Source organism: Variovorax sp. 10N420 (assembly GCF_056394705.1).
Map to the genome: position 1 here is coordinate 63,660 of NZ_JBFTIJ010000011.1, position 17,990 is coordinate 81,649.

The 17,990-nt window shown below is 66.1% G+C and carries 22 protein-coding genes; 10 read left to right on the forward strand and 12 right to left on the reverse strand.

The window, feature by feature from the left end; all coding sequences use genetic code 11:
• Positions 1 to 44: 44 nt before the first annotated feature.
• Positions 45 to 941, reverse strand: coding sequence for a helix-turn-helix domain-containing protein (locus AC1DEK_RS24150; protein ID WP_478127837.1), 897 nt, complete (start codon positions 939 to 941; stop codon positions 45 to 47).
• 129 nt (positions 942 to 1,070) lie between these two features.
• Here AC1DEK_RS24150 and AC1DEK_RS24155 point away from each other — a divergent pair, with 129 nt between their 5' ends.
• Genes AC1DEK_RS24155 through AC1DEK_RS24165 form a run of 3 tightly spaced genes read left to right on the forward strand, consistent with a single transcriptional unit; the run spans position 1,071 to position 4,243 of the window.
• Complete coding sequence (locus AC1DEK_RS24155; RefSeq protein ID WP_478127838.1) at positions 1,071 to 2,057, forward strand: Bug family tripartite tricarboxylate transporter substrate binding protein; 987 nt, start codon at positions 1,071 to 1,073, stop codon at positions 2,055 to 2,057.
• A 3-nt stretch (positions 2,058 to 2,060) separates the two neighbouring features.
• Entirely contained in the window at positions 2,061 to 3,800 is a 1,740-nt protein-coding gene (locus tag AC1DEK_RS24160) for a thiamine pyrophosphate-binding protein (RefSeq protein WP_478127839.1), read from the forward strand.
• Positions 3,801 to 3,817: 17 nt separating this feature from the next.
• Entirely contained in the window at positions 3,818 to 4,243 is a 426-nt protein-coding gene (locus AC1DEK_RS24165; protein WP_478127840.1) for a GlcG/HbpS family heme-binding protein, read from the forward strand.
• Positions 4,244 to 4,255: 12 nt separating this feature from the next.
• Here the strand turns inward: AC1DEK_RS24165 and AC1DEK_RS24170 are convergent, their stop codons facing one another.
• From AC1DEK_RS24170 to AC1DEK_RS24205, 8 genes are all read right to left on the reverse strand, one after another.
• Positions 4,256 to 4,771, reverse strand: coding sequence for a GlcG/HbpS family heme-binding protein (locus AC1DEK_RS24170; protein WP_478127841.1), 516 nt, complete (start codon positions 4,769 to 4,771; stop codon positions 4,256 to 4,258).
• Between the two features lie 116 nt (positions 4,772 to 4,887).
• Positions 4,888 to 5,508: a response regulator transcription factor gene (locus AC1DEK_RS24175; RefSeq protein WP_478127842.1), complete on the reverse strand. Its 621-nt coding sequence runs from the start codon at positions 5,506 to 5,508 to the stop codon at positions 4,888 to 4,890.
• Positions 5,505 to 7,001: a sensor histidine kinase gene (locus AC1DEK_RS24180; RefSeq protein ID WP_478127843.1), complete on the reverse strand. Its 1,497-nt coding sequence runs from the start codon at positions 6,999 to 7,001 to the stop codon at positions 5,505 to 5,507. Before AC1DEK_RS24180 ends, AC1DEK_RS24175 begins: the two co-directional genes overlap by 4 nt.
• A 65-nt stretch (positions 7,002 to 7,066) precedes the next feature.
• Positions 7,067 to 7,306 (reverse strand): hypothetical protein, encoded by a 240-nt coding sequence (locus tag AC1DEK_RS24185; RefSeq protein WP_478127844.1) that lies wholly within the window; start codon positions 7,304 to 7,306, stop codon positions 7,067 to 7,069.
• 30 nt (positions 7,307 to 7,336) lie between these two features.
• Positions 7,337 to 7,966 carry an alpha-ketoglutarate-dependent dioxygenase AlkB gene (locus tag AC1DEK_RS24190; RefSeq protein WP_478127845.1) on the reverse strand — a complete coding sequence of 210 codons (630 nt, stop codon included), beginning with the start codon at positions 7,964 to 7,966 and terminating at the stop codon, positions 7,337 to 7,339.
• A gap of 88 nt (positions 7,967 to 8,054) precedes the next feature.
• Positions 8,055 to 8,861: an ABC transporter permease gene (locus AC1DEK_RS24195; RefSeq protein ID WP_478127846.1), complete on the reverse strand. Its 807-nt coding sequence runs from the start codon at positions 8,859 to 8,861 to the stop codon at positions 8,055 to 8,057.
• Positions 8,858 to 9,463: an ABC transporter ATP-binding protein gene (locus AC1DEK_RS24200; protein WP_478127847.1), complete on the reverse strand. Its 606-nt coding sequence runs from the start codon at positions 9,461 to 9,463 to the stop codon at positions 8,858 to 8,860. Before AC1DEK_RS24200 ends, AC1DEK_RS24195 begins: the two co-directional genes overlap by 4 nt.
• A 143-nt stretch (positions 9,464 to 9,606) precedes the next feature.
• Positions 9,607 to 9,795, reverse strand: a complete 189-nt coding sequence (locus tag AC1DEK_RS24205) for a hypothetical protein (RefSeq protein ID WP_478127848.1) — start codon at positions 9,793 to 9,795, stop codon at positions 9,607 to 9,609.
• Positions 9,796 to 9,967: 172 nt separating this feature from the next.
• Between AC1DEK_RS24205 and AC1DEK_RS24210 the strand changes: the two genes are divergently transcribed.
• Positions 9,968 to 10,261, forward strand: coding sequence for a hypothetical protein (locus tag AC1DEK_RS24210; protein ID WP_478127849.1), 294 nt, complete (start codon positions 9,968 to 9,970; stop codon positions 10,259 to 10,261).
• Between the two features lie 27 nt (positions 10,262 to 10,288).
• Here AC1DEK_RS24210 and norR read toward each other — a convergent pair whose 3' ends face one another.
• The gene (norR, locus tag AC1DEK_RS24215; RefSeq protein ID WP_478127850.1) at positions 10,289 to 11,890 is read right to left on the reverse strand and encodes a nitric oxide reductase transcriptional regulator NorR; all 1,602 of its coding nucleotides are present in this window, start codon (positions 11,888 to 11,890) and stop codon (positions 10,289 to 10,291) included.
• A gap of 199 nt (positions 11,891 to 12,089) precedes the next feature.
• On the opposite strand from norR, the gene hmpA reads away from it, so the two are divergent.
• Positions 12,090 to 13,283, forward strand: coding sequence for an NO-inducible flavohemoprotein (gene hmpA / locus AC1DEK_RS24220; protein WP_478127851.1), 1,194 nt, complete (start codon positions 12,090 to 12,092; stop codon positions 13,281 to 13,283).
• Positions 13,284 to 13,319: 36 nt separating this feature from the next.
• Here the strand turns inward: hmpA and AC1DEK_RS24225 are convergent, their stop codons facing one another.
• Positions 13,320 to 13,553 carry a hypothetical protein gene (locus AC1DEK_RS24225; RefSeq protein WP_478127852.1) on the reverse strand — a complete coding sequence of 78 codons (234 nt, stop codon included), beginning with the start codon at positions 13,551 to 13,553 and terminating at the stop codon, positions 13,320 to 13,322.
• Between the two features lie 117 nt (positions 13,554 to 13,670).
• Here AC1DEK_RS24225 and AC1DEK_RS24230 point away from each other — a divergent pair, with 117 nt between their 5' ends.
• The 3 genes from AC1DEK_RS24230 (at position 13,671) to AC1DEK_RS24240 (ending at position 15,877) form a co-directional block, all read left to right on the forward strand.
• On the forward strand, positions 13,671 to 14,267 hold the full coding sequence (locus AC1DEK_RS24230) for an RNA polymerase sigma factor (RefSeq protein ID WP_478127853.1): 597 nt from the start codon (positions 13,671 to 13,673) through the stop codon (positions 14,265 to 14,267).
• Positions 14,268 to 14,409: 142 nt separating this feature from the next.
• Positions 14,410 to 15,027 carry an anti-sigma factor family protein gene (locus AC1DEK_RS24235; protein WP_478127854.1) on the forward strand — a complete coding sequence of 206 codons (618 nt, stop codon included), beginning with the start codon at positions 14,410 to 14,412 and terminating at the stop codon, positions 15,025 to 15,027.
• A gap of 4 nt (positions 15,028 to 15,031) precedes the next feature.
• Complete coding sequence (locus tag AC1DEK_RS24240) at positions 15,032 to 15,877, forward strand: caspase family protein (RefSeq protein WP_478127855.1); 846 nt, start codon at positions 15,032 to 15,034, stop codon at positions 15,875 to 15,877.
• 10 nt (positions 15,878 to 15,887) lie between these two features.
• On the opposite strand, the gene AC1DEK_RS24245 is transcribed toward AC1DEK_RS24240, so the two are convergent.
• Entirely contained in the window at positions 15,888 to 16,847 is a 960-nt protein-coding gene (locus tag AC1DEK_RS24245; protein ID WP_478127856.1) for an alpha/beta fold hydrolase, read from the reverse strand.
• A gap of 148 nt (positions 16,848 to 16,995) precedes the next feature.
• On the opposite strand from AC1DEK_RS24245, the gene AC1DEK_RS24250 reads away from it, so the two are divergent.
• Both AC1DEK_RS24250 and AC1DEK_RS24255 read left to right on the forward strand, forming a co-directional pair.
• On the forward strand, positions 16,996 to 17,568 hold the full coding sequence (locus tag AC1DEK_RS24250) for a hypothetical protein (RefSeq protein WP_478127857.1): 573 nt from the start codon (positions 16,996 to 16,998) through the stop codon (positions 17,566 to 17,568).
• Positions 17,569 to 17,640: 72 nt separating this feature from the next.
• Positions 17,641 to 17,970 carry a hypothetical protein gene (locus tag AC1DEK_RS24255; RefSeq protein ID WP_478127858.1) on the forward strand — a complete coding sequence of 110 codons (330 nt, stop codon included), beginning with the start codon at positions 17,641 to 17,643 and terminating at the stop codon, positions 17,968 to 17,970.
• Positions 17,971 to 17,990: the final 20 nt, after the last annotated feature.

Consider the following 17,990-nt stretch of genomic DNA (forward strand, 5'->3'; position numbering starts at 1 on the left):
TATCAACCCCCGCCCGTTGCGTCACCTGCGCCGCTGCGGCTCGCCTACCGGGGCGCCTTGACGCCCTGTGTCGCCAACTTGCGGTAATGCGATGGCGAATGGCCGACGGCCCGGGCGAAGAACTTGCTGAAATAGGCTGGGTCTTGATAGCCAAGAGCGGCACTTACCTCGAAAACAGGCATGGGTGTGTAGGCGATCAGGCGTCGTGCTTCGAGCATGAGGCGCTCATGGAGGATTTGCAAAGCCGATTGCCGCGTCATGTTGCGACAGCAGCGGCTCAGGTGATCGGCCGACACGCCCAGTGCCTGAGCGTAGAAGAGCAAGTCGCGATGCTCGCGAAAATGCTGCTCGGCCAATGCGCGAAAGCGTTGCACCAGAACGTCGCGCTGACCTGGCGTTTGCGCCCTCTGAATGTGCTCGACCCGCAAGCGCAGCAATAGCACCGCCAGCAGGGTGGCGACGGCCAAAAGGGCCGCAACTCGTCCCGGCGATTGACCATGGAACTCGCGCGCCAGCATGCTGAAGAGGGTGGTGCATTCCGTTCGTGCTTCGGCTGACAGGTCCGTCAACACGAAAGAATTTCCTAGATCCGTGTCTGCCAGGCCAGTGCCACCCAAGAGTTGTTGCAGGGTGGCGCTGGGAATCGTGAGTTGGTGCCCAGAGCTATCGTGCGTGTGACGAAAACCGTGCATCGATCCGGGCGCGATCATCAGGATCGCGGGTGCCGTCGCTTGCACCGGCCGTGCGTCCACCGTGCCACTGATGCTGCCTTGCTCCAGGAACTGGATCTGGTGCAGGCCCTCGTGGCGGTGTGCCGGAATCGTCCAGTCCATCTCATGGCCACGCACCGCCACCGGCTCATAGTGCAGGCAATCGTCGGGCTGTTCGTGGCGGACTTCCCGGAAAGGAACAACGAGCAGGGGCGCGGTGGCAGGCTTCATGAGGGGCAGGAAAGATCGATGCCGGAAAACTACCTGTCGCGGTGGCATTTGTCCATTCGCGTCAGCCCCGGGAGGCCGCACGATCCAGGGCATCGACAGCCAAAGGGCAGCAGACCCAGGAGACACACCGTGGATCGCAGAGACTTCCTTCATCTTCTTCAGGCGAGCGCCGCAATGACCGCGCTCGTGCCCGCAGGACGTGCCCTGGCGCAACTCAGCGGCAACGCATCCATCGTCTCGGGTTTTCCGGCGGGCGGCATGGGCGACCACGTCGCCCGCCCGCTGGCCGAGAAGCTGCGTGGCAAGTACGCCGCGAACCTGATGGTGGAGTCGAAGACAGGGGCGGGCGGCCGCATCGCGGTTGAATACGTCAAGCGCGCAGCACCCGACGGCCTGACCATCCTGCAGATTCCCAGTTCGCCGATGACGCTCTATCCGAACACTTACAAGAAGCTCAACTACGACTCGTTGGCCGACTTCGTGCCGGTGACGAGCACCGTCAACTATGCCTTCGTGCTAACGGCCGGACCGGGCTTGCCCGCAGAGGTGAAGACCGTGGCGGACTACGTGACGTGGGCCAAGGCCCATCCGTCGCAGGCCAGCTACGGCGTGCCGGCGGCCGGCTCCGCGCTGCATTTCGTCGGCATGATGCTGCAGAAGGCCAGCGGCGCGGAACTCACCGCGGTGGCCTACCGCGGCGGCGCGCCGCTGCTCAACGATGTCCTGGGCGGGCAAGTGCCAGTGAGCGTGAGCGTGCTGGGCGAAGTGATGCCGTATATCCGCGCTGGCAAGCTGCGCGGGTTGGCGGTGTCGAGCGCGAGCCGCTCGCCGTTCTTGCCGGAAGTGCCGACCTTCGTGGAGCAGGGATTCCCCGACATCGTCGTGCAGGAATGGCTGGGCTGGTTTTTGCCGGCGCGTGCTCCGGCCGAGACCGTGCAGCGCCTGAACGCGCTGGTGCGCGAGGAGCTGGCGGCACCTGAATTCGTCGAGGCGCTGGCGAAGGTCGGGCTGCAACCGATGCACCAGAGCGCCGACGAGTTCGCCCGCCTCGTGCGTGCGGACCGGCAGCGCTGGGCACCGATCGTCAAGGCCGCCAATTTCACCGCGGAGGACTAGCACGTGGCCTTGCAGATCAATGGCGCCCAGGCGCTGGTGCGGCTGCTGCTCGCGGAGCAGGTGAGGGACATCTTCGGCATCGTCGGCGGCAAGCTCGGGCCGCTGCTGCACGCCATCTCGGCGCAGGAGCAGATGCGGTTCCTCGGCGTGCGCCACGAAGCTGCGGGTCCCATGATGGCGGCCGCAGTCCATGCCGCGTCAGGACGCATCGCGGTGGCACTGGGGGAAATGGGGCCGGGCGGCCTGAACCTGATCTCCGGCCTGGGCGTGGCCTTCAACAACAATCTGCCGCTCTTGGCCGTCACCACGAATCAGCATCGCGCAGCGAGCTATCCGCATCTTGGCATGTTCATGGACTTGGATGCAGTGGCCACGACCCGCTCCCTCACCAAGTGGAACGCCGTGGTGCACGACGCGCGTCGCATGCCCGAGCTCGTGCGTCGGGCCTTTCGCGAAGCCTTGAGCGGTCGGCCCGGTCCGGTGCACCTGGACATCCCCCAGGACGTGCTGAGTCAGCCCTGCAGCTTCGATGAGGCGGAGTTCGATGCTTCGCCTTGTCGCTATCGCGCTCTCGGTCGTGTGCGGCCGGATGCCGCTGACACGCATCGGGCAGCAGCGCTCATGGGCCAAGCCGAGCGCCCGCTCATCGTGGCGGGGGGCGGCGTGATCGCGAGCGGCGCTGCCCAAAGTGTTCGCGCACTGGCGCAACGCTGGCAGGCCCCGGTGCTACCGACGCAGATGGCGTTGGGCGTGGTGGCATCCGACAGCCCGCACTTCATCGGTCATGGAGGTCTCATTGCCGGCGAGCCGGTGGGGCTGGCTTTCGAGCGCGCGGATCTGGTTCTGGCGGTGGGATGCCGCTGGTCATCCTGGATGTGGGACGAGCGCGGGCCGCTGGTGCGGCGTTCGCAGCGGCTGGTCAGCATCAACATCGACTCTTCGGCGCTCGGGCAGCCAGCGCTGCACGAGGTTGCGCTGCAGGCTGACGCAAACGCGGCCTTAGACGATCTGCTGGCCGTGAGCGACGCGGATCTGGGTCGGCATGTGGACCCTGCGTGGCTTCCGGGCCTGCGCCAGGCACGCGCGGCTTATGAGTCGCACCTGGTCGCCATGAGCGAGGAGGGCGAGCCCGGCCAAGCCATGCATCCTGCGGCTCTGGCACTTGCCATCGGCCAGGCGCTGCCGCAAGACTGCCTCGCTGTTTTCGATGGCGGGCACACCAGCTTCTGGAGCAATGACCTGACACCGGTACGGGAGGCGCGCACGCGCTTCCATGAACCGGGCATGAGCCACCTGGGGTTCGGGCTTCCTTATGCCATCGCGTTGCAGGCGCAGCAGCCCGGACGCGCCGTTGCTCTCATCACGGGCGACGGGTCCTTCGGCTTCACGCTCAACGAACTGGATACCGCACGGCGCCATCGGCTGCCGGTCCTCTGCATCCTGCACAACAACGCCGCCTGGGGCATCATCCGCGCCGGGCAACGCAATGCACTTGGCTTTGAACTTGGAACAACACTCGACGAGACGGACTACGCGGCCATTGCGCGCGGCTTCGGTTGTCACGGCGAGCGCGTGACAGCGCTCGCCGAGGTCGGCCCTGCGATCCGACGTGCGCTCGCCTCAGGCCTGCCGGCCGTGCTCGATTGCCACACGCGTTTCGTGCCGCACCCTGCCATGCCCGCCTTTGCGAGCATGAACCGCTATGGCTTTGGGGCCCTCGCGCGCTCCGACGCCACTCCATGAAAGCAAAGGAAAAGCCCGTGTCCAGCCTTACCCTGCAGCAAGCCCAGACCATCATCGATGCCGCCTTGAAGAAGTCCAGGGAAGCCGGCTACCAGCCCATGGCAATTGCGGTGCTCGATGCCGCAGGCAACCTCAAGGCCTTTGCCAGCGAAGACGGCGCCAGCATGTTCCGCTTCGACGTCGCGCGTGCCAAGGCCTGGGGCGCGGTGGGCATGGGCGTGGCCAGCCGCAAGCTGGCCGAGCGGGCCAAGGACAACCCCAACTTCTTCGTCGCACTGGCCGCCACGGCCAACGGCAAATTTCTGCCGCAGACTGGCGCGGTGGTGATCCGCGATGCTGCCGGCCAACTGCTGGGCGCGATAGGCGCGAGTGGCGGCACCGGCGACGAGGACGAGGCCATCTGCATCGCCGGGGCGCAGGCAGCCGGACTGACCGCTGGTTGAAAAGCGTCGCGATCAGCCCAGTTGTCCCTTGACCTTTTCGAGCGCTGCGTTGGCACATTGCTCGTCCAGGTGACCGCCCGGTGCCCCGCCCACGCCGACCGCGCCGATCACTTCATTGCCGGACTTCACGGGAACGCCGCCGCCCAAGAGCAGGAAGCCCGGAATGTTGACAAGGTTGGCCGCGCCCGGGTTCTTCTGTGCGTTTTCCATCATGGCGAGCGTCGGTGTCTTGGCCGATGCCGAGGTCCATGCCTTGCGCTCGCTGGCAGCCAGCGTGTGCGCACCGGCGCTGTCGGCGCGCTGCACGGCACGCACGGTGCCCGAGCGGTCGACCACGGTTGCGGCCACCGCGTAACCGTTCGCGGCGCAGGCGGCCACGCTCGCGGCGGCGATCTGGTTGGCGAGTTCGAGGGACATGTTCTTTTCGGTGCGCACGGCGGGGCTTGGCGCCTGGGCTTGCGCCTGCGCGGTCATAGCGGAAGCGGCGAGCAGGACGGCGAGGCCGCCGACGCGAAAGGTCGAATGCATTGAGTTCTCCGGTGATGGTGGGTTGCTTGCGCCGGCATTCCGCCGACGACGTGGCAACTGTAGAAATTGCCGGGCCCGGAGACCATTCGTGCGGCTACGCCCGCAGCTCCGTAGAACTACGGAGCGGCGACCAGCACGGCGTAGCACCGGATCAACTGCGCGAGCGAATCGCACTCCAGCTTCGCGAACAGATTGGCGCGGTGGGTCTCGACCGTGCGCGGCGACAACGACAGCGATCGCGCGATTTCCTTGTTGGTCAGGCCAGTCGCGATGAAGCCGAGCACTTCGCGCTCTCGCTCGGAAAGCTGCTGAAAGCGCTCACGCGCCGCCTGGTCGGCCTGGCTCCGCTCGCGTGAGTCGACGTGTTGCCGCACCGCATGCTGCAAGGCTTCGAGCAACTGCTCGTCATCGACCGGCTTTTCGAGAAACTCCGCGGCGCCGGCCTTGAAGGCGCGCCGACACATCTCCACGGTGCCGTGGCCTGTGAGCATGATCACGGGCTGGTCTACGCCCTGCGCGATCAGTGTGTCGAGCAACGTGAGGCCGCTGATGCCCGGCATGCGCACGTCGAGAACAATGGCGCCGATGCCGCCGCGATCGAAGCCGTCGATGAAAGCCTGCGGGTCCGCCCAAGCCTGCGTGCGGAGGCCGACCGTGCCGATCAGCAGGGCGAGGCTCTCGCGCACGGCCGAATCGTCGTCGATCAGGTGGATGAGGGGCGATTGAGGCTGGCTCATGCGTGCCGCTCCGGCGAAGCATGTTCATTGGCCGGCAGCGCTAGCGGCAGCCGCAGCGTGAACCGCGCGCCTCGCGGCGAGGCTGCCTCGGCGCTGAGCGAGCCGCCCATGCCGACGGCCAGCGTTTCGCACAGGCTCAGGCCGAGCCCCAGCCCGCCTTCTCGCGTGCTGAAGAAGGGCTCGAAAACGCGCGGCAGGGCTTCCGGCGAAATGCCGCGTCCGTTGTCGGTCACGGCCAGCACTCCCTGTGCCCCTTCGCGGCTGGCGGAAATGCGCAGGCCGCGATCACTCGCGGGAATGTCCTCCAGTGCCTGCAATGCATTCATCAGCAGGTTGTGCAGGATCTGTTCGAGCGCGACCGGATCTGCACGCACCTTGACGGGCGCATGAGTGGCGTCGTCGACGATCGGCGTCACCGCCCGCTGGTCGAATTCGGGTGCGAGAAGATGGAGCGCACCGCGCAGCGCCTCCTGCAGCACGATAGGCCGCGTCTCTGCCTGCCGGTCGGGTCTTGCGATGACCCGGCGAAGGCGGCCGATCACGTCCGCAGCGCGGCGTGCCTGCTCCGAGGCGTGTCGCATGGCCGTGCGCGCGGTCGCCAGTTCGGGTGGATCGTCATTCAGCAGTCGCTGGGCCGCTTGCGTGTTCGCCAGAATGGCTGTCAGTGGCTGGTTGAGTTCGTGGGCCATGCCGGCCGCAAGCTCGCCGAGCGCATTGAGCCGCGCCACCTGCCCGAGTCGCAGCAATTCTTCGACGCGCCGGCGTGCGATGCGCTGGCGCAGCAGCGTGTAGCCGCCACCGAGCACGACACCCGCAGCGACAGCCCATGCGGCCATCAGGCCCCAGGGCATTTCGCGCCAGGACACGAGGCGCTCCGCCACGAGATCGAAAGACTGGCTTTCGGAAGCCAACGGCTTGCGGAATTCGAAGCGCCAGCCATCGGGCATCGTCGAATTCCCCGGCTGCACCACAAAGGACTGCCCCGCATTTTCGAGCGTCACACGCACCGGACTGGACTTCGGGTCCATCGGCCAGTCGCGCCAGGGCACGGCGGTCGCGAGATCGATGTCGAGGGCGTAGCTTGTCGGCACCGCGCCCATGACCAGGCGGTATCGGCCGCTCGCGAAATCGGCCGTCGCGAGTTCAGGGCGCCGCAGTTCGCGCGATCGGGCCTCGGCTTTCGCGAGCGCCGGGTCCGCCCAGGACGCACCGGCCTCGCGCCGCTGCACGTCCAGGATCGACGGATACACCGAGGGCAACCGCCGCTCGGGCTGGTTGGCACCGGTCATGGGCTCGAGCAGCGCGAGCGTCGCGAGCACGGCGTCGTACTGCACGACTTGCTGGCTCATCAGCCGGTGCGCGATGCGCCCGTTGACTTCGAAATCCTCGTGCAGTTGCTGGATCTCGGCGCGCGCGATCCAGACCGCGCCGGCGCCGGTGACCAGCAGCCATGCGAGCCACCAGCCACCTTGCGTACGCAACCATTGCCTCATGGGGCGGATTGTGCCTGTGCCTTCGGGCAGCGATCTCCAGCTATCGAGAGGGACGAGGTATCGCGTCAGCCCTTTTCCTCGGCATCTTCGGCATCGTCGGATGTGGGGCTCGTCGGCTTCGGACTGAGTCGAGCCTCAGCGTCTTCGTCTCCGGCACGCGGGCCCTCCAGGGGCGTTTCGCCCTTCGCTGCCTGCAACTCGTTCGGGCTGTACTCGACATTCGGTCCCTCAGGAATTGCATCGGCCGCTTTCTTCAAGTCTTCGGGTGTCGGAGCCGGGTGGTTGTTCGGGATGCTGTCAGTCATCGTGATTCCCTTCATGGATGGATGCATGTCTCAGGCGAGCCTCGGCAAGCCGGATGGCCGGCGCGCCGTCCTCAGCGTGATCGAATAGCGAAGCGCATCGGAGGCGACGACGGCGTGCTGCCATTCCCATCGCGCCGGGCCTCTCATGCAATAGATGGAGCGTGGCGCAAGGGTGACCCGAAGCCGCCCGCCGAGTGGATGGGATCGAGGCCGCGGCGGATAGCGACGGAACTCCATCTGGCCTTCGCCGCCGAGCGATATGCCCACGACATCCTCGAAGTCCGGCACGTCCCGGTGCCAGCCCAGGGGCGTGCCGGGCCGGTACTCGGCAACCAAAGCGTGAACGAACGACTCGGCCCGACAACCTAGCCATGCCGCGGCCCGCGCCCTCAGCGGCAGCAACTCATCGGGCAGCGGCGGCGAGGGCTCCAGCCGGTTGGCATCGAAGTCGTAGTGGCCGCCGAAGCTGATGCCTCGCCGCCGTGCCACGAACTGCTTGTAACGCATTGGCGCCAAAGGCAACTGCTGGATGAATGCGATCAACGACGCTTCCTCCCCAGGCTCGAGGAAGTCCGGCTCATAGCGCCAGCCTTCCGGCGCGCCGTCCTCGGGGCGGTCCTCGAAAAGACTGGCCTGGTTCGCAGTCAAGGGCAAGGGCATCGGCATTGACCAAGGATGCGCTCCGCAAGAAATGAATGTGTAGGGTTTTGGCCGATCTGTCGGCCCGACGTGCCCGCGACTCGGCCGGTCAGGCCTGCTTCATTGCCAGCCGGTCCAACCGGAGGCGCTGGCGCTCGTCCGTGATCGCGCGCGCAGCCAGGTAAACCGCCCCCGCCGCGGCCAGGGCGCCTGCGCCGGTGAGCAGGAAGAGCAGCAGGATCTGGTACTTGACGGCCTCGATGGGGTCCATGCCCGCAAGCAACTGACCCGTCATGATTCCCGGCAGCGTGATGATGCCGGCCGCCGACATCTGGTTGACGATCGGGATCATCGCTCGCCGGATCGACGATCTCAGCAGGCCGCGCAGCGCCTGATGGATAGAGGCGCCGAGCGCGAGTTGAGCCTCTATCGCAGGACGCCGGATCACGACGCCTTCCAGAAAGCTGTCGAGGCCGAGGCTTGCCGAATTGAGCACGCTGCCGAGCACGATGCCCATCAGCGGGATCGCGTAGCGGGGGTCGTACCACGGGTGCGGGCGGATTGCCGTCATGAGCGCCAGCGCGACTGTGGCGACGCTCGAAAGGCCGACGACCGCGACACTGATACGGTGATTGCCCGCCGAACGAAGGCGCCGGGTCGGCCGCACAGCCACTTCGCGCGCGGCAGCGGCGATCATCAGAACGACGATCGCGAGCGTCACGGCCGGCGAGGCGGCCTTGAACACCAGGCGCAGCAGCAAGCCCACCAGCAGCAATTGCACGACCATGCGTGTCGCGGCCCAGAGGACCTGTCGGTGCAGGTCGAGATGCAGCAGCAGCGACGCCACCGCGCTGGCGAGTACCAGCGCCGCCGCCAGTGCAACGTCGAGCGCGCCGAGGTGTACGACGGTGTTCACAGTGCCTGCAAGCCTTCACGTGTCATCGCGTAGCGGCTCTGGCTCACGCGCGCCGCCTGCTGGGTCGAATGCGTCACCCAGATGATGGACAGCCCCTTGCGCAGGCGCGCCTTCAGCAGCGCTTCCATCGCCAAGGTGGACGCTTCGTCGAGCGATGCGGTAGGTTCGTCAAGGAGAAGAACAGCGGGCTTGCGCGAGAGCGAGCGCAACAGCGCCAGGCGCTGGCGCTCGCCGGTCGACAAGCGCGCGACCTCGGCATCGAGAATCGCCGCGGGCAGGTCGAGCAAGGGCAGGGCGGCCTCAACGGCCTCAACAGCTTCGATCGAGTCGGCAAGGAAGTGCGGGCGCACAGTCGGCTCCCACCACGCTGGCTCTGCCGCCTGATAGATGACCTGACGGCGCCACGCCACAGGGGGACACGCATCGCGCGGCCGGCCCTCCAGTGTCAGCGTGCCGCTGCCAGGGTCGAGATCGGCGATCAATCGGAGGAACAGGCTCTTGCCGACGCCGGACGGGCCGACGATGCTTGCGCACTCGCCGCGTCCGAGATCGAAGTCGAACGGGCCTGCGTGGGCCGACCGCAGGCCGCGGATGCTCAACATGTCGGGTTTCCTTCAGTGAGGCTTGAGGCTGGAGCAAGACGCCGGCAACGCCCATGCTGCCGATACTCGCCAGATCCGCCTGCACCGCCGATTGTGATTCCCCGCGGCAGAAACCGTCGCGCTGTCGAAGGCGCCGCAGTCTGCTAAGCCAGGTAGTAGCGATCGAGCAGGAGGCGAATCGTCTCGAAGGACGAGAACAGAAGCATCACGACGAGCAACGCCGCGCCGAGGGCATGCCGCCGCGGACGTTCCGGCGCCGCGCCGGCGCCCACCGCGCAAGCCAGCACCATCGCACGCATCGTCATCGTGATGGTGTTGTTCAGCATCGTCATCCCTGCACCTCAAACTCGGCCCCGGGAGGCGCAGACTTTGCGACATTTCTACTTGGCCAAAACGCGACATTACTATTCAGCCGCTACATAGCATAGTCACACAATTTATCTTATGTAAACTGTAAGAGCTCGAGCGCCAAGCGAGAAGCAATAAACGCAGGAGGAGCGTGAAGTGGAAACTGCCTTGGTGGAAGGCATCGGACGGCAGGCTGTCAATGCGATGCGCCCTGCGGCAACGATGTGCGCGACGACCCGTCGCGCGGCCGTGCGAGCCCCGATGCCCGAGCAAGCGCAACCGCAGACTGGCGCCGGCCCCGTCATCCTGAATCACGATCCGAATCAGCGCATCAGGGAGCAGGAAGAGCGGAACATGGCGAAGCGAAAAGCCGAACTGCATGCGGAAGCGCGCGCGCTGGGAGTACGAGGAGCGCGTTCGAAATGCGCGGTTGACAGTCAAGCGCTGTGACCGTTTCGGCTGCCAGACCAACAAGGGCTATGCGCCACGCACCGACTGACTTGCCGGCCTCGCAAGCCCCAGCCGCTTGGCAAGCCGCGCAAGATTGCCGCGGTCCATGCCGAGTGTTCTGCCGGCCGCGGCCCAGTTGTGGTTGTTCTTCGCCAATGCAGAGGTCACCAGTTCACGCTCCAGGCGCATTACCGCATCGCGAAGGCCCTCGCCCTCGCGCAGTTTTGCCGACGCCGACGGTCCCTTCCGGGCGTCGTCGATCTCGAGGGGTTCGACGCCCATGCGTTCGCCCGCAAGATCGAGATCCGCCGACGTCAGGCTCAGGATGCGTGGCCGCTGCGGATGCCGCCCCATCGCCTTCAGCACGCTGCGGCCGAGCAGATGCTCCAGCTCGCGCACGTTTCCCGGCCAGTCATGGGCGAGCAGCGCGGCCTGCGCACTCGCATCGAGGCGCAAGCCGCTGAGCCCCAGGCGCGAGCGGTTCTCTTCGAGGAAGAAGCCGCTGAGCAGCAGCACGTCGCGTCCACGTTCGCGCAGCGGTGGCACCTGCAGCGGATACACGCTCAGGCGATGGTAGAAGTCCGCGCGCAAGCGCCCTGCCCGCACCTCATCGGCCAGATTGCGATTGCTTGCAGCGAGGAGCCGCACATCGACCCGGTGCTCGCGATCGGAACCGAGCCGCTGCAGCTGTCCGCTTTGCAGGACGCGCAACAGCTTGGCCTGCACCGGCAGCGCGAGTTCACCCACTTCATCGAGAAAGAGCGTGCCGCCGTCGGCCAATTCGAACTTGCCAGGACGCTCGCCGACGGCCCCGGTGAACGCCCCTTTCACATGCCCGAAGAGTTCGCTTTCGACCAATGTCTCGGGCAGCGCGGCGCAGTTCAGGCTGATCATGGGGCGCGTCGCCCGGGTCGAACCCGCATGCAGCGCTTCGGCGACCAATTCCTTGCCGACGCCCGTCTCTCCCTGGATCAGCACCGGCAGTTCGCTGCCGCTGACCAGGTCGATTTCCTTCTGGAGCTGCCTCATGGCGGGGCTGCGGCCAATGAGTTCGCGCGCGCGCGGAACCGCCGCCAGCCGATAGCCTTCAGCGCGAATGCTCTCATCGCGGACGCGGGACTTGAGTTGCTCGATGTGGCCCGCGACACTGACGGTTGCCGCGGCCAGGCTGCCAAAGGACTGCAGGACTTTCAGGTCGACCCGGGAGAACCGCTCCGGCGAGAGATCGTCCAGCGTCAGCAGGCCCCAGGTTCTGTCGTCGACGCGTACTGCGCAACCCACGCAATCGTGCACCGGCAGATGACCTTTGACGCCCTCGACCAGACCGTCGTAGGGGTCGGGCAGGTCGCTGTTCGCGGGAAATCGCAACGGGCCGTTCGCCTGGAGCAGCGCCGCGAACCGCGGATGTTCATCGACGCGGAATCGGCGGCCGAGCGTGTCCCTGCTGAGGCCGTCCACCGCCAGCGGCAGCAGCCATTCGCCGTCGAGTTGCAGCAGGGCCGCGGCATCGCAGGGCAGCACGACCCGTAAAGCCTCCAGCAAGCGCCGGTAGCGCTCGGCGCTGGGCATTTCGCGCGCAATATCGGCCACGAGCGGGATGATGGCCTGGAGCAAGGGGTGTGTTGTCATTTTGACTCAAAACGTGTCGGTTTGACGCCATCCTAGCCGCGTCAAAAAGACATCATAGCCACGCAAGTCTTTGATTCGTTTGAAGCGCGGGGCTGGAACGCCTTTTGCACCATTTGCATGCCAGAGGGGATCTACCATCCATCTCCCACCCATCTCCCACCCATCTCCCACCCATTTCCCATCACCGAAAGACTCTCCTATGCTTTCCGCCTCACACAAGGCCATCGTGACCGCCACTGTTCCCTTGCTCGAAACCGGTGGAGAAGCGCTGACGAAGCACTTCTATTCCATGCTCCTGAGCGAACATCCCGAAGTCCGCCCCCTTTTCAATCAGGCCCACCAATCCAATGGAGAGCAGCCCCGCGCGCTTGCCAACGGCGTGCTCATGTACGCGAAGAACATCGACAGGCTCGAAGCGCTGGGCGACCTGGCAGGCGAAATCGTGAACAAGCACGTCGCGTTGCAGGTACTGCCGGAGCACTATCCGATCGTCGGCGCCTGCCTGCTGCGGGCCATTCGCGAAGTGCTGGGTGCCGAGGTCGCGACGGACGAGGTCATCGACGCTTGGGCTGCCGCCTACGGGCAACTGGCCGACATACTGATCGGCGCTGAAAAGCAGATCTATGACAGCAAGGCCGCGGCGCCCGGCGGCTGGCGCGGTGAGCGCCAGTTCACCGTCGTGCGCAAGGAAGTCGAAAGCGACGAGATCACGTCCTTCTACTTCGCGCCGATCGACGGCAAGCCCGTGCTCGACTTCCAGCCGGGCCAGTACATCACGCTGCGTCTGCGCTTCGAGGGGCAGGACATCCGCCGCAACTACTCGCTTTCGGCCGCGCCGAATGGTCGCACCTATCGCATCAGCGTGAAGCGGGAAGCCGGTGGTCTCGCTTCCAACTACTTGCATGACCACGTGCAGGTGGGCAGCGCGCTCGATCTGTTCCCGCCCTCTGGTGCGTTCACGCTCCAGGAAAGCGACCGGCCGGTGGTCCTGATCAGCGGCGGCGTGGGCATCACGCCAACGCTGGCGATGCTCGAGGCCGCGTTGAAGACTTCGCGCGTGGTGCACTTCATTCATTTCGCGCGCACTCGCAGCGTGCACGCGTTTCGCGATGCCATCGAGGCGCTGGCGCACAAGCATCCGCAGCTGATGCGCTTCTATTGCTATGACGAGGCCCCCGAGCCGTCGAGCGTCGGCAATGAACCCCACGCCGTCGGCCGGATCGACGCGGACAAGCTCGCCAAGTGGCTGCCGCCCGGGACGCGCAACGTCGATGCGTACTTCCTCGGTCCGAAGCCGTTCATGCAGCAAGCGAAGAAGGCGCTGCGGACCTTGGGCGTTCCGGACAAGCAAGTTCGCTACGAGTTCTTCGGGCCCGCTTCGGCACTGGAATGAAATCGGGGGCCAGGGCCACGTGAGCAGTCTTGCGGCTCAGGCCCTCGCCATGCGCGCATAGCGACTGATCCACTTCAACGCGACCTCCTCCGCGAGGCGCTCGGCTGCGGCCTCGGCAACGCGGAGCTCGTCGGCCAGGCACTTGACGCGGCGGCGGGCAGCGAGATGAACGCTGCCGCCGGCGTAGTCGGGGCCCAGGGCTGCAAGCACATCTTTGGCGCGGGCCAGTTCCGCACGAATGACGTTGATGGGGCGAAGATCGTGTTCCATGTCGCTCTCCTACTTAGTCCTTGTCTGGCACTGGGTTGCAGGAAGCTCGAAATGGGTTCTGCTTGATTGGCAGAAACGCTATATTTCTTCACCGCAACCGCCACGGCATCCGCCCGCATGGACAAAGACGAGCTCAACCAGTTGCTGGTACGCATCGGCCGCGAAGACCAGGCAGCGTTTCGTCAGCTCTACAAGGCGTTCAGCCGCAAGGTGTACGCCTATGTCTTCAACATGCTGGGTGACCACGCGCGGGCCGAGGAAGTCCTCGCGGACTCTTTCTACGAGGTGTGGCGGCACCCCGAACGCTTTCGCGGCGATTCGCAGTTTTCCACTTGGCTCATCGGCATCGCGCGCAGGAAGGCGCTGATGGTGTACCGCGCGCGCCGGCCCGACGAGGTGCATGGAGACCTCGACGACATCGCCGAAACCACCGCCTCCGACGCACCCGACGCCTACGCCGAACTGGCGGGAAAGCAACGGCGCGAAGGCGTCCAGCATTGCATGGACAAGCTGTCGGACGAGCACCGCGAATGCCTGCACCTGGTGTTCTACGAGGGCATGGGCCTGGCCGAGGTGGCCGAGGTGCAAGGCTGTCCCGAGGGCACCGTCAAGACCCGCCTGTTCCACGCCCGCCAGAAGATGAAGAATTGCCTGCAGGCGCTGCTGCGCAGTGAGGGCGGTGCCCCCGGCGCCAGAGGCGCTCTCGCGTCCTGAGAAATGAATTTGAACCTTCCCGCGGGCTCGCGCAACTCAAGGCGGACACGGGCATGTCCCGTGCACGAAGATCGCGTTTCGGTGCGGTCGGCCGCGCAAGTCGATATTGTGTAAGCGCGCGGCATTCGGGAGCACCCTCATCATGAAAGAACGCTTCGAAGAACTGCTCCCCTGGTATGCCAACGGCTCGCTGGGAGCCGATGACCGTGCCTGGGTCGACGCATACATCGAACAGCATCCCGAGGCTCGCAGCGAGCTGGAGTGGTACCAGTCGTTGCAGGCGCGCGTGCAGGAAAACGTCCCACCCGTGCCGGCAACCATCGGCCTGGCTCGCACCATGCGCCTGATCCAGGGCGACCGTCCGACGCTGGCGGAGCGCTTCAGCGCCTTTTTCGGGAACCTGGGCATGCGCCCGAGCTATGCGCTGGGCGCGCTGGCAGTCATTGCAGTGCAAGGCGGCCTCATCGCGGCGCTGCTGGGCGATGCGCGTGAAAGCGCCGACGAAATCCGCGCGCTGAACTCGGTTCGCGTCGAAGAAGGCCCGATGCTGAAGGTCAGCTTTGCGCCGGACGCGAAGGAATCCGACATCCGAATGCTGATGGTCCGGATCCATGCCGAACTGGCTGGCGGGCCCGGGCAGCTCGGCGACTACTACCTGCGCGTGCCGTCCGGCAGCGAAGCGGCGGCGCTTGCACAGGTGCAGGCCGCTCCGATCGTGCAGGCCGCAGCGCTCGCACCGGGCGTGCCACCCAGGGAGTAGTCCCATGGCCACACTGCTGACCCGCCGACTGCTGCTGCGCGGCGCATTGGGTGCCGCAGCCCTGCCCTTCGGTGCCGCCATGGCCGCCGCCGAGTTGAAGGACGTCAAGGCGCCCGGGTCCCGCATTGCACTGGTGATCGGCAACGGCGCCTACCGCAGTGCGCCCCTGAAGAACCCGCCGGCCGATGCGATGGCCGTCGCGAACGCGTTGCGCGGCCTTGGCTACGAGGTGACCCTGCGCCAGAACACGCGGCTGCCGGACCTGATCGAATCCCTGCGCGAGTTCTCGATCCGGGCGCCCAAGGCAGCGGTTCGCGTGCTGTTCTATGCAGGCCACGGAGTCCAGGTGAAGGGGCGCAACTATCTGGTGCCGATCGATGCCGATCCGCAATCCGAAGAAGACATACAGCGGCAAAGCGCGGACGTCGGCGAGTTCGTCGACCGGCTCAGCGCCATCGGCACCGGCGCCAACATCGTGGTGCTCGATGCCTGCCGCGTGAACCCCTTTGCCGGCGGTGTCATCGTCGGTCCGGACGGGCGGCGCCTCAAATTCCGCGGCGCGACTCCGGGTGGCCTGGCGACGCTCGATGCGCCGGTGGGCACGCTGGTGGCCTTCTCGACGGCGCCCAACGGCGTGGCACTTGACAGCGCCAACAGCGACCACAGCGTCTACGCACGCCACCTGCTGGCGAACATGTCCATGCCGGGGCTGCAGATCGAGCAGCTCTTCAAGCGCGTGCGAATCGGCGTCGCAGAAGACACCGGCCGCGTGCAGGTGCCCTGGGAATCGTCGAGCCTGACCGCCGACTTCTGCTTCAAGTCGGACGACAAGGGGCGCTGCGGCAGTTGAGCCGGGCCGCTCAGGCGTGGTCGTCGATGAAGCGTTCGAGCTCGCGCGCGAAGCGCAGCGGCTCGCTGACGTGCGGCGAGTGGCCGGCGCGCGGGTAGACCGAAATCTGCGCATGCTTGACCGTGTCGCGATACCAGCCATCGAGCGGCACACCGGCGTAGTGCGGACTGCGCGCCCCCAGCACAACCAGCAGCGGGGTGTCCAGGCGCGCCAGCGAAGCGCGGAAGTCCGCCATGGCCATCGATTCGGCGAGATCGAGCAACGGCCGCACGTCGATGCGCCCCAGGCGCTGGCGCAGCATGCGTCCGAGCGGCGCTTCGACATCCAACCGGCGCTGCAACCAGGCACCTCCGAGCGCGCCGACCTCGTTCAACAGCATGCCGGCCAGGTCCTGGCGCGCGCCAGCGATCATTGCGGACAGCATTGACGCGCTGCAGCCGCCGAACAGCCCCAGCCGCCAGCCGTCGTCCGTCACGATGCGCGGCGACTGATCGACCAGTGCCACGGCAGCCACTCGCTCCGTGCCATGCTGATGCAGGTATTGCATCAACGTCAGCGCACCCATCGAATGCCCCACGAGGATCGAGCGCTGCAGCCCGAAGTGGTCGAGTGCCTCGGCCAGATCGTTCGCCAGCCGAGCCAGCGTGATGCTGCCACTGGCCGCCCGGCAACTGCCATGGCCCCGGGCGTCCCACGCGAGAACGCAATAGCGCCGCGCCAGCCGCCTGGCGACTGGCATCCAGTCGCGGTGAGTGCATCCGAATCCATGCACCAGCACCAGCGGCGAACCGCGCCCGAGCACGCACACCGGAACCACGTGGCCATCGCTGGCGGTGAAGCTGTCGTAGTCGCTCGCACCCGTCGAGCCGAGACCCATCAACCCCAGGTTGCGCAAAACGTCGAAGGCACCGCGCACGCCCGTCAGGCGTGCGGGCTTCGCAGGCGGATCAGGCGGCGCGCTGTCGGGCATCGCGAACGATCCTACGCCTGCACGACGCCCGCCGTTCACCGGAAATTTGTTTGAACCGATTGATCGGCCGCCGCAACCCATGGGCGGGAAGGCAAGCAATTCGGCAAGCCCGACCTCAATCCCTGTCATCAATCCCTAGGAGATCGTCATGCAAGTCGTTCGCAAAGCATCCATCCTCATCGCCCTCGGTTTCGCCTTCGGTGGCGCAATGGCCGGCGAGATCGCCAACACCACGGTGCAATCCACCAACGCCAACAACAACTCGTCGGGCTTCCTGGCCACGGCCCGCCAGAACATTGGTGTCTCCGAGCAAAACTCGAAGATCTCCAACAGCACGGTGACGGTCAACGGCGCCAACAACTCCGCCTCCGGCTTCCTCTCGACGGCAACGCAAAACGTCGGCCACGCCGAAGGCAAGGGCCAGATCACCAACACCAACATTCAGGGCACGAACCTGAACAACTCTGCTTCCGGCTTCCTCAGCACCGCCACGCAGGAAGTGGGCTTTGCCAAGGGCAATGGCGTGGTGAGCAACTCCGTCGTGCGAGCCACCAACGCCAGCAACAGCGCCAGCGGCTTCCTGTCCACGGCCTCGCAGCAGATCGGCGGCGCACAAGGCAACGGCAAGCTGACCAACGCGACGGTCGTCGCCAACGGTTCGAACAACAGCGCCAGCGGCTTCCTGTCCACCGCCGCCCAAAGCATCGGCGTCGCCAAGTAAGCAGTGCCGCGTTTTCGCCCCTGATCCGCCAGCGCCTGTGGCGCTGGCGGTCTTCCAGCAAGGAGACCCCTCATGAATGCCATCCTCGTTCGCGCCACCCGCATCGCCGTTGTCGCCATCACGCTGGGCGCATGCGCCAGCGCATTCGCGGGGCAGGAGCTGCTGGAGGTCGATTCGCGGTTCCGCGCAAAGATCGCCAAGGAAAAGATCCGCATCAGCGCACAGGAGCGCAAGGCTGAAGAGCAAGGAAGGACCCAGGACCAGATCCAGAACCAGGGCACCTGCGGGAGCCAGAACATCGGCAATCTCGACACCGGCGGGCGCATCGGAACCGCCCCGCGCGAAGTGTTCGTGTTTGCGCCCAATGCCATCAACATCGTCGGCCGCGGCGGTTGCCAGTGACCTGAAATCCACCCCACGGA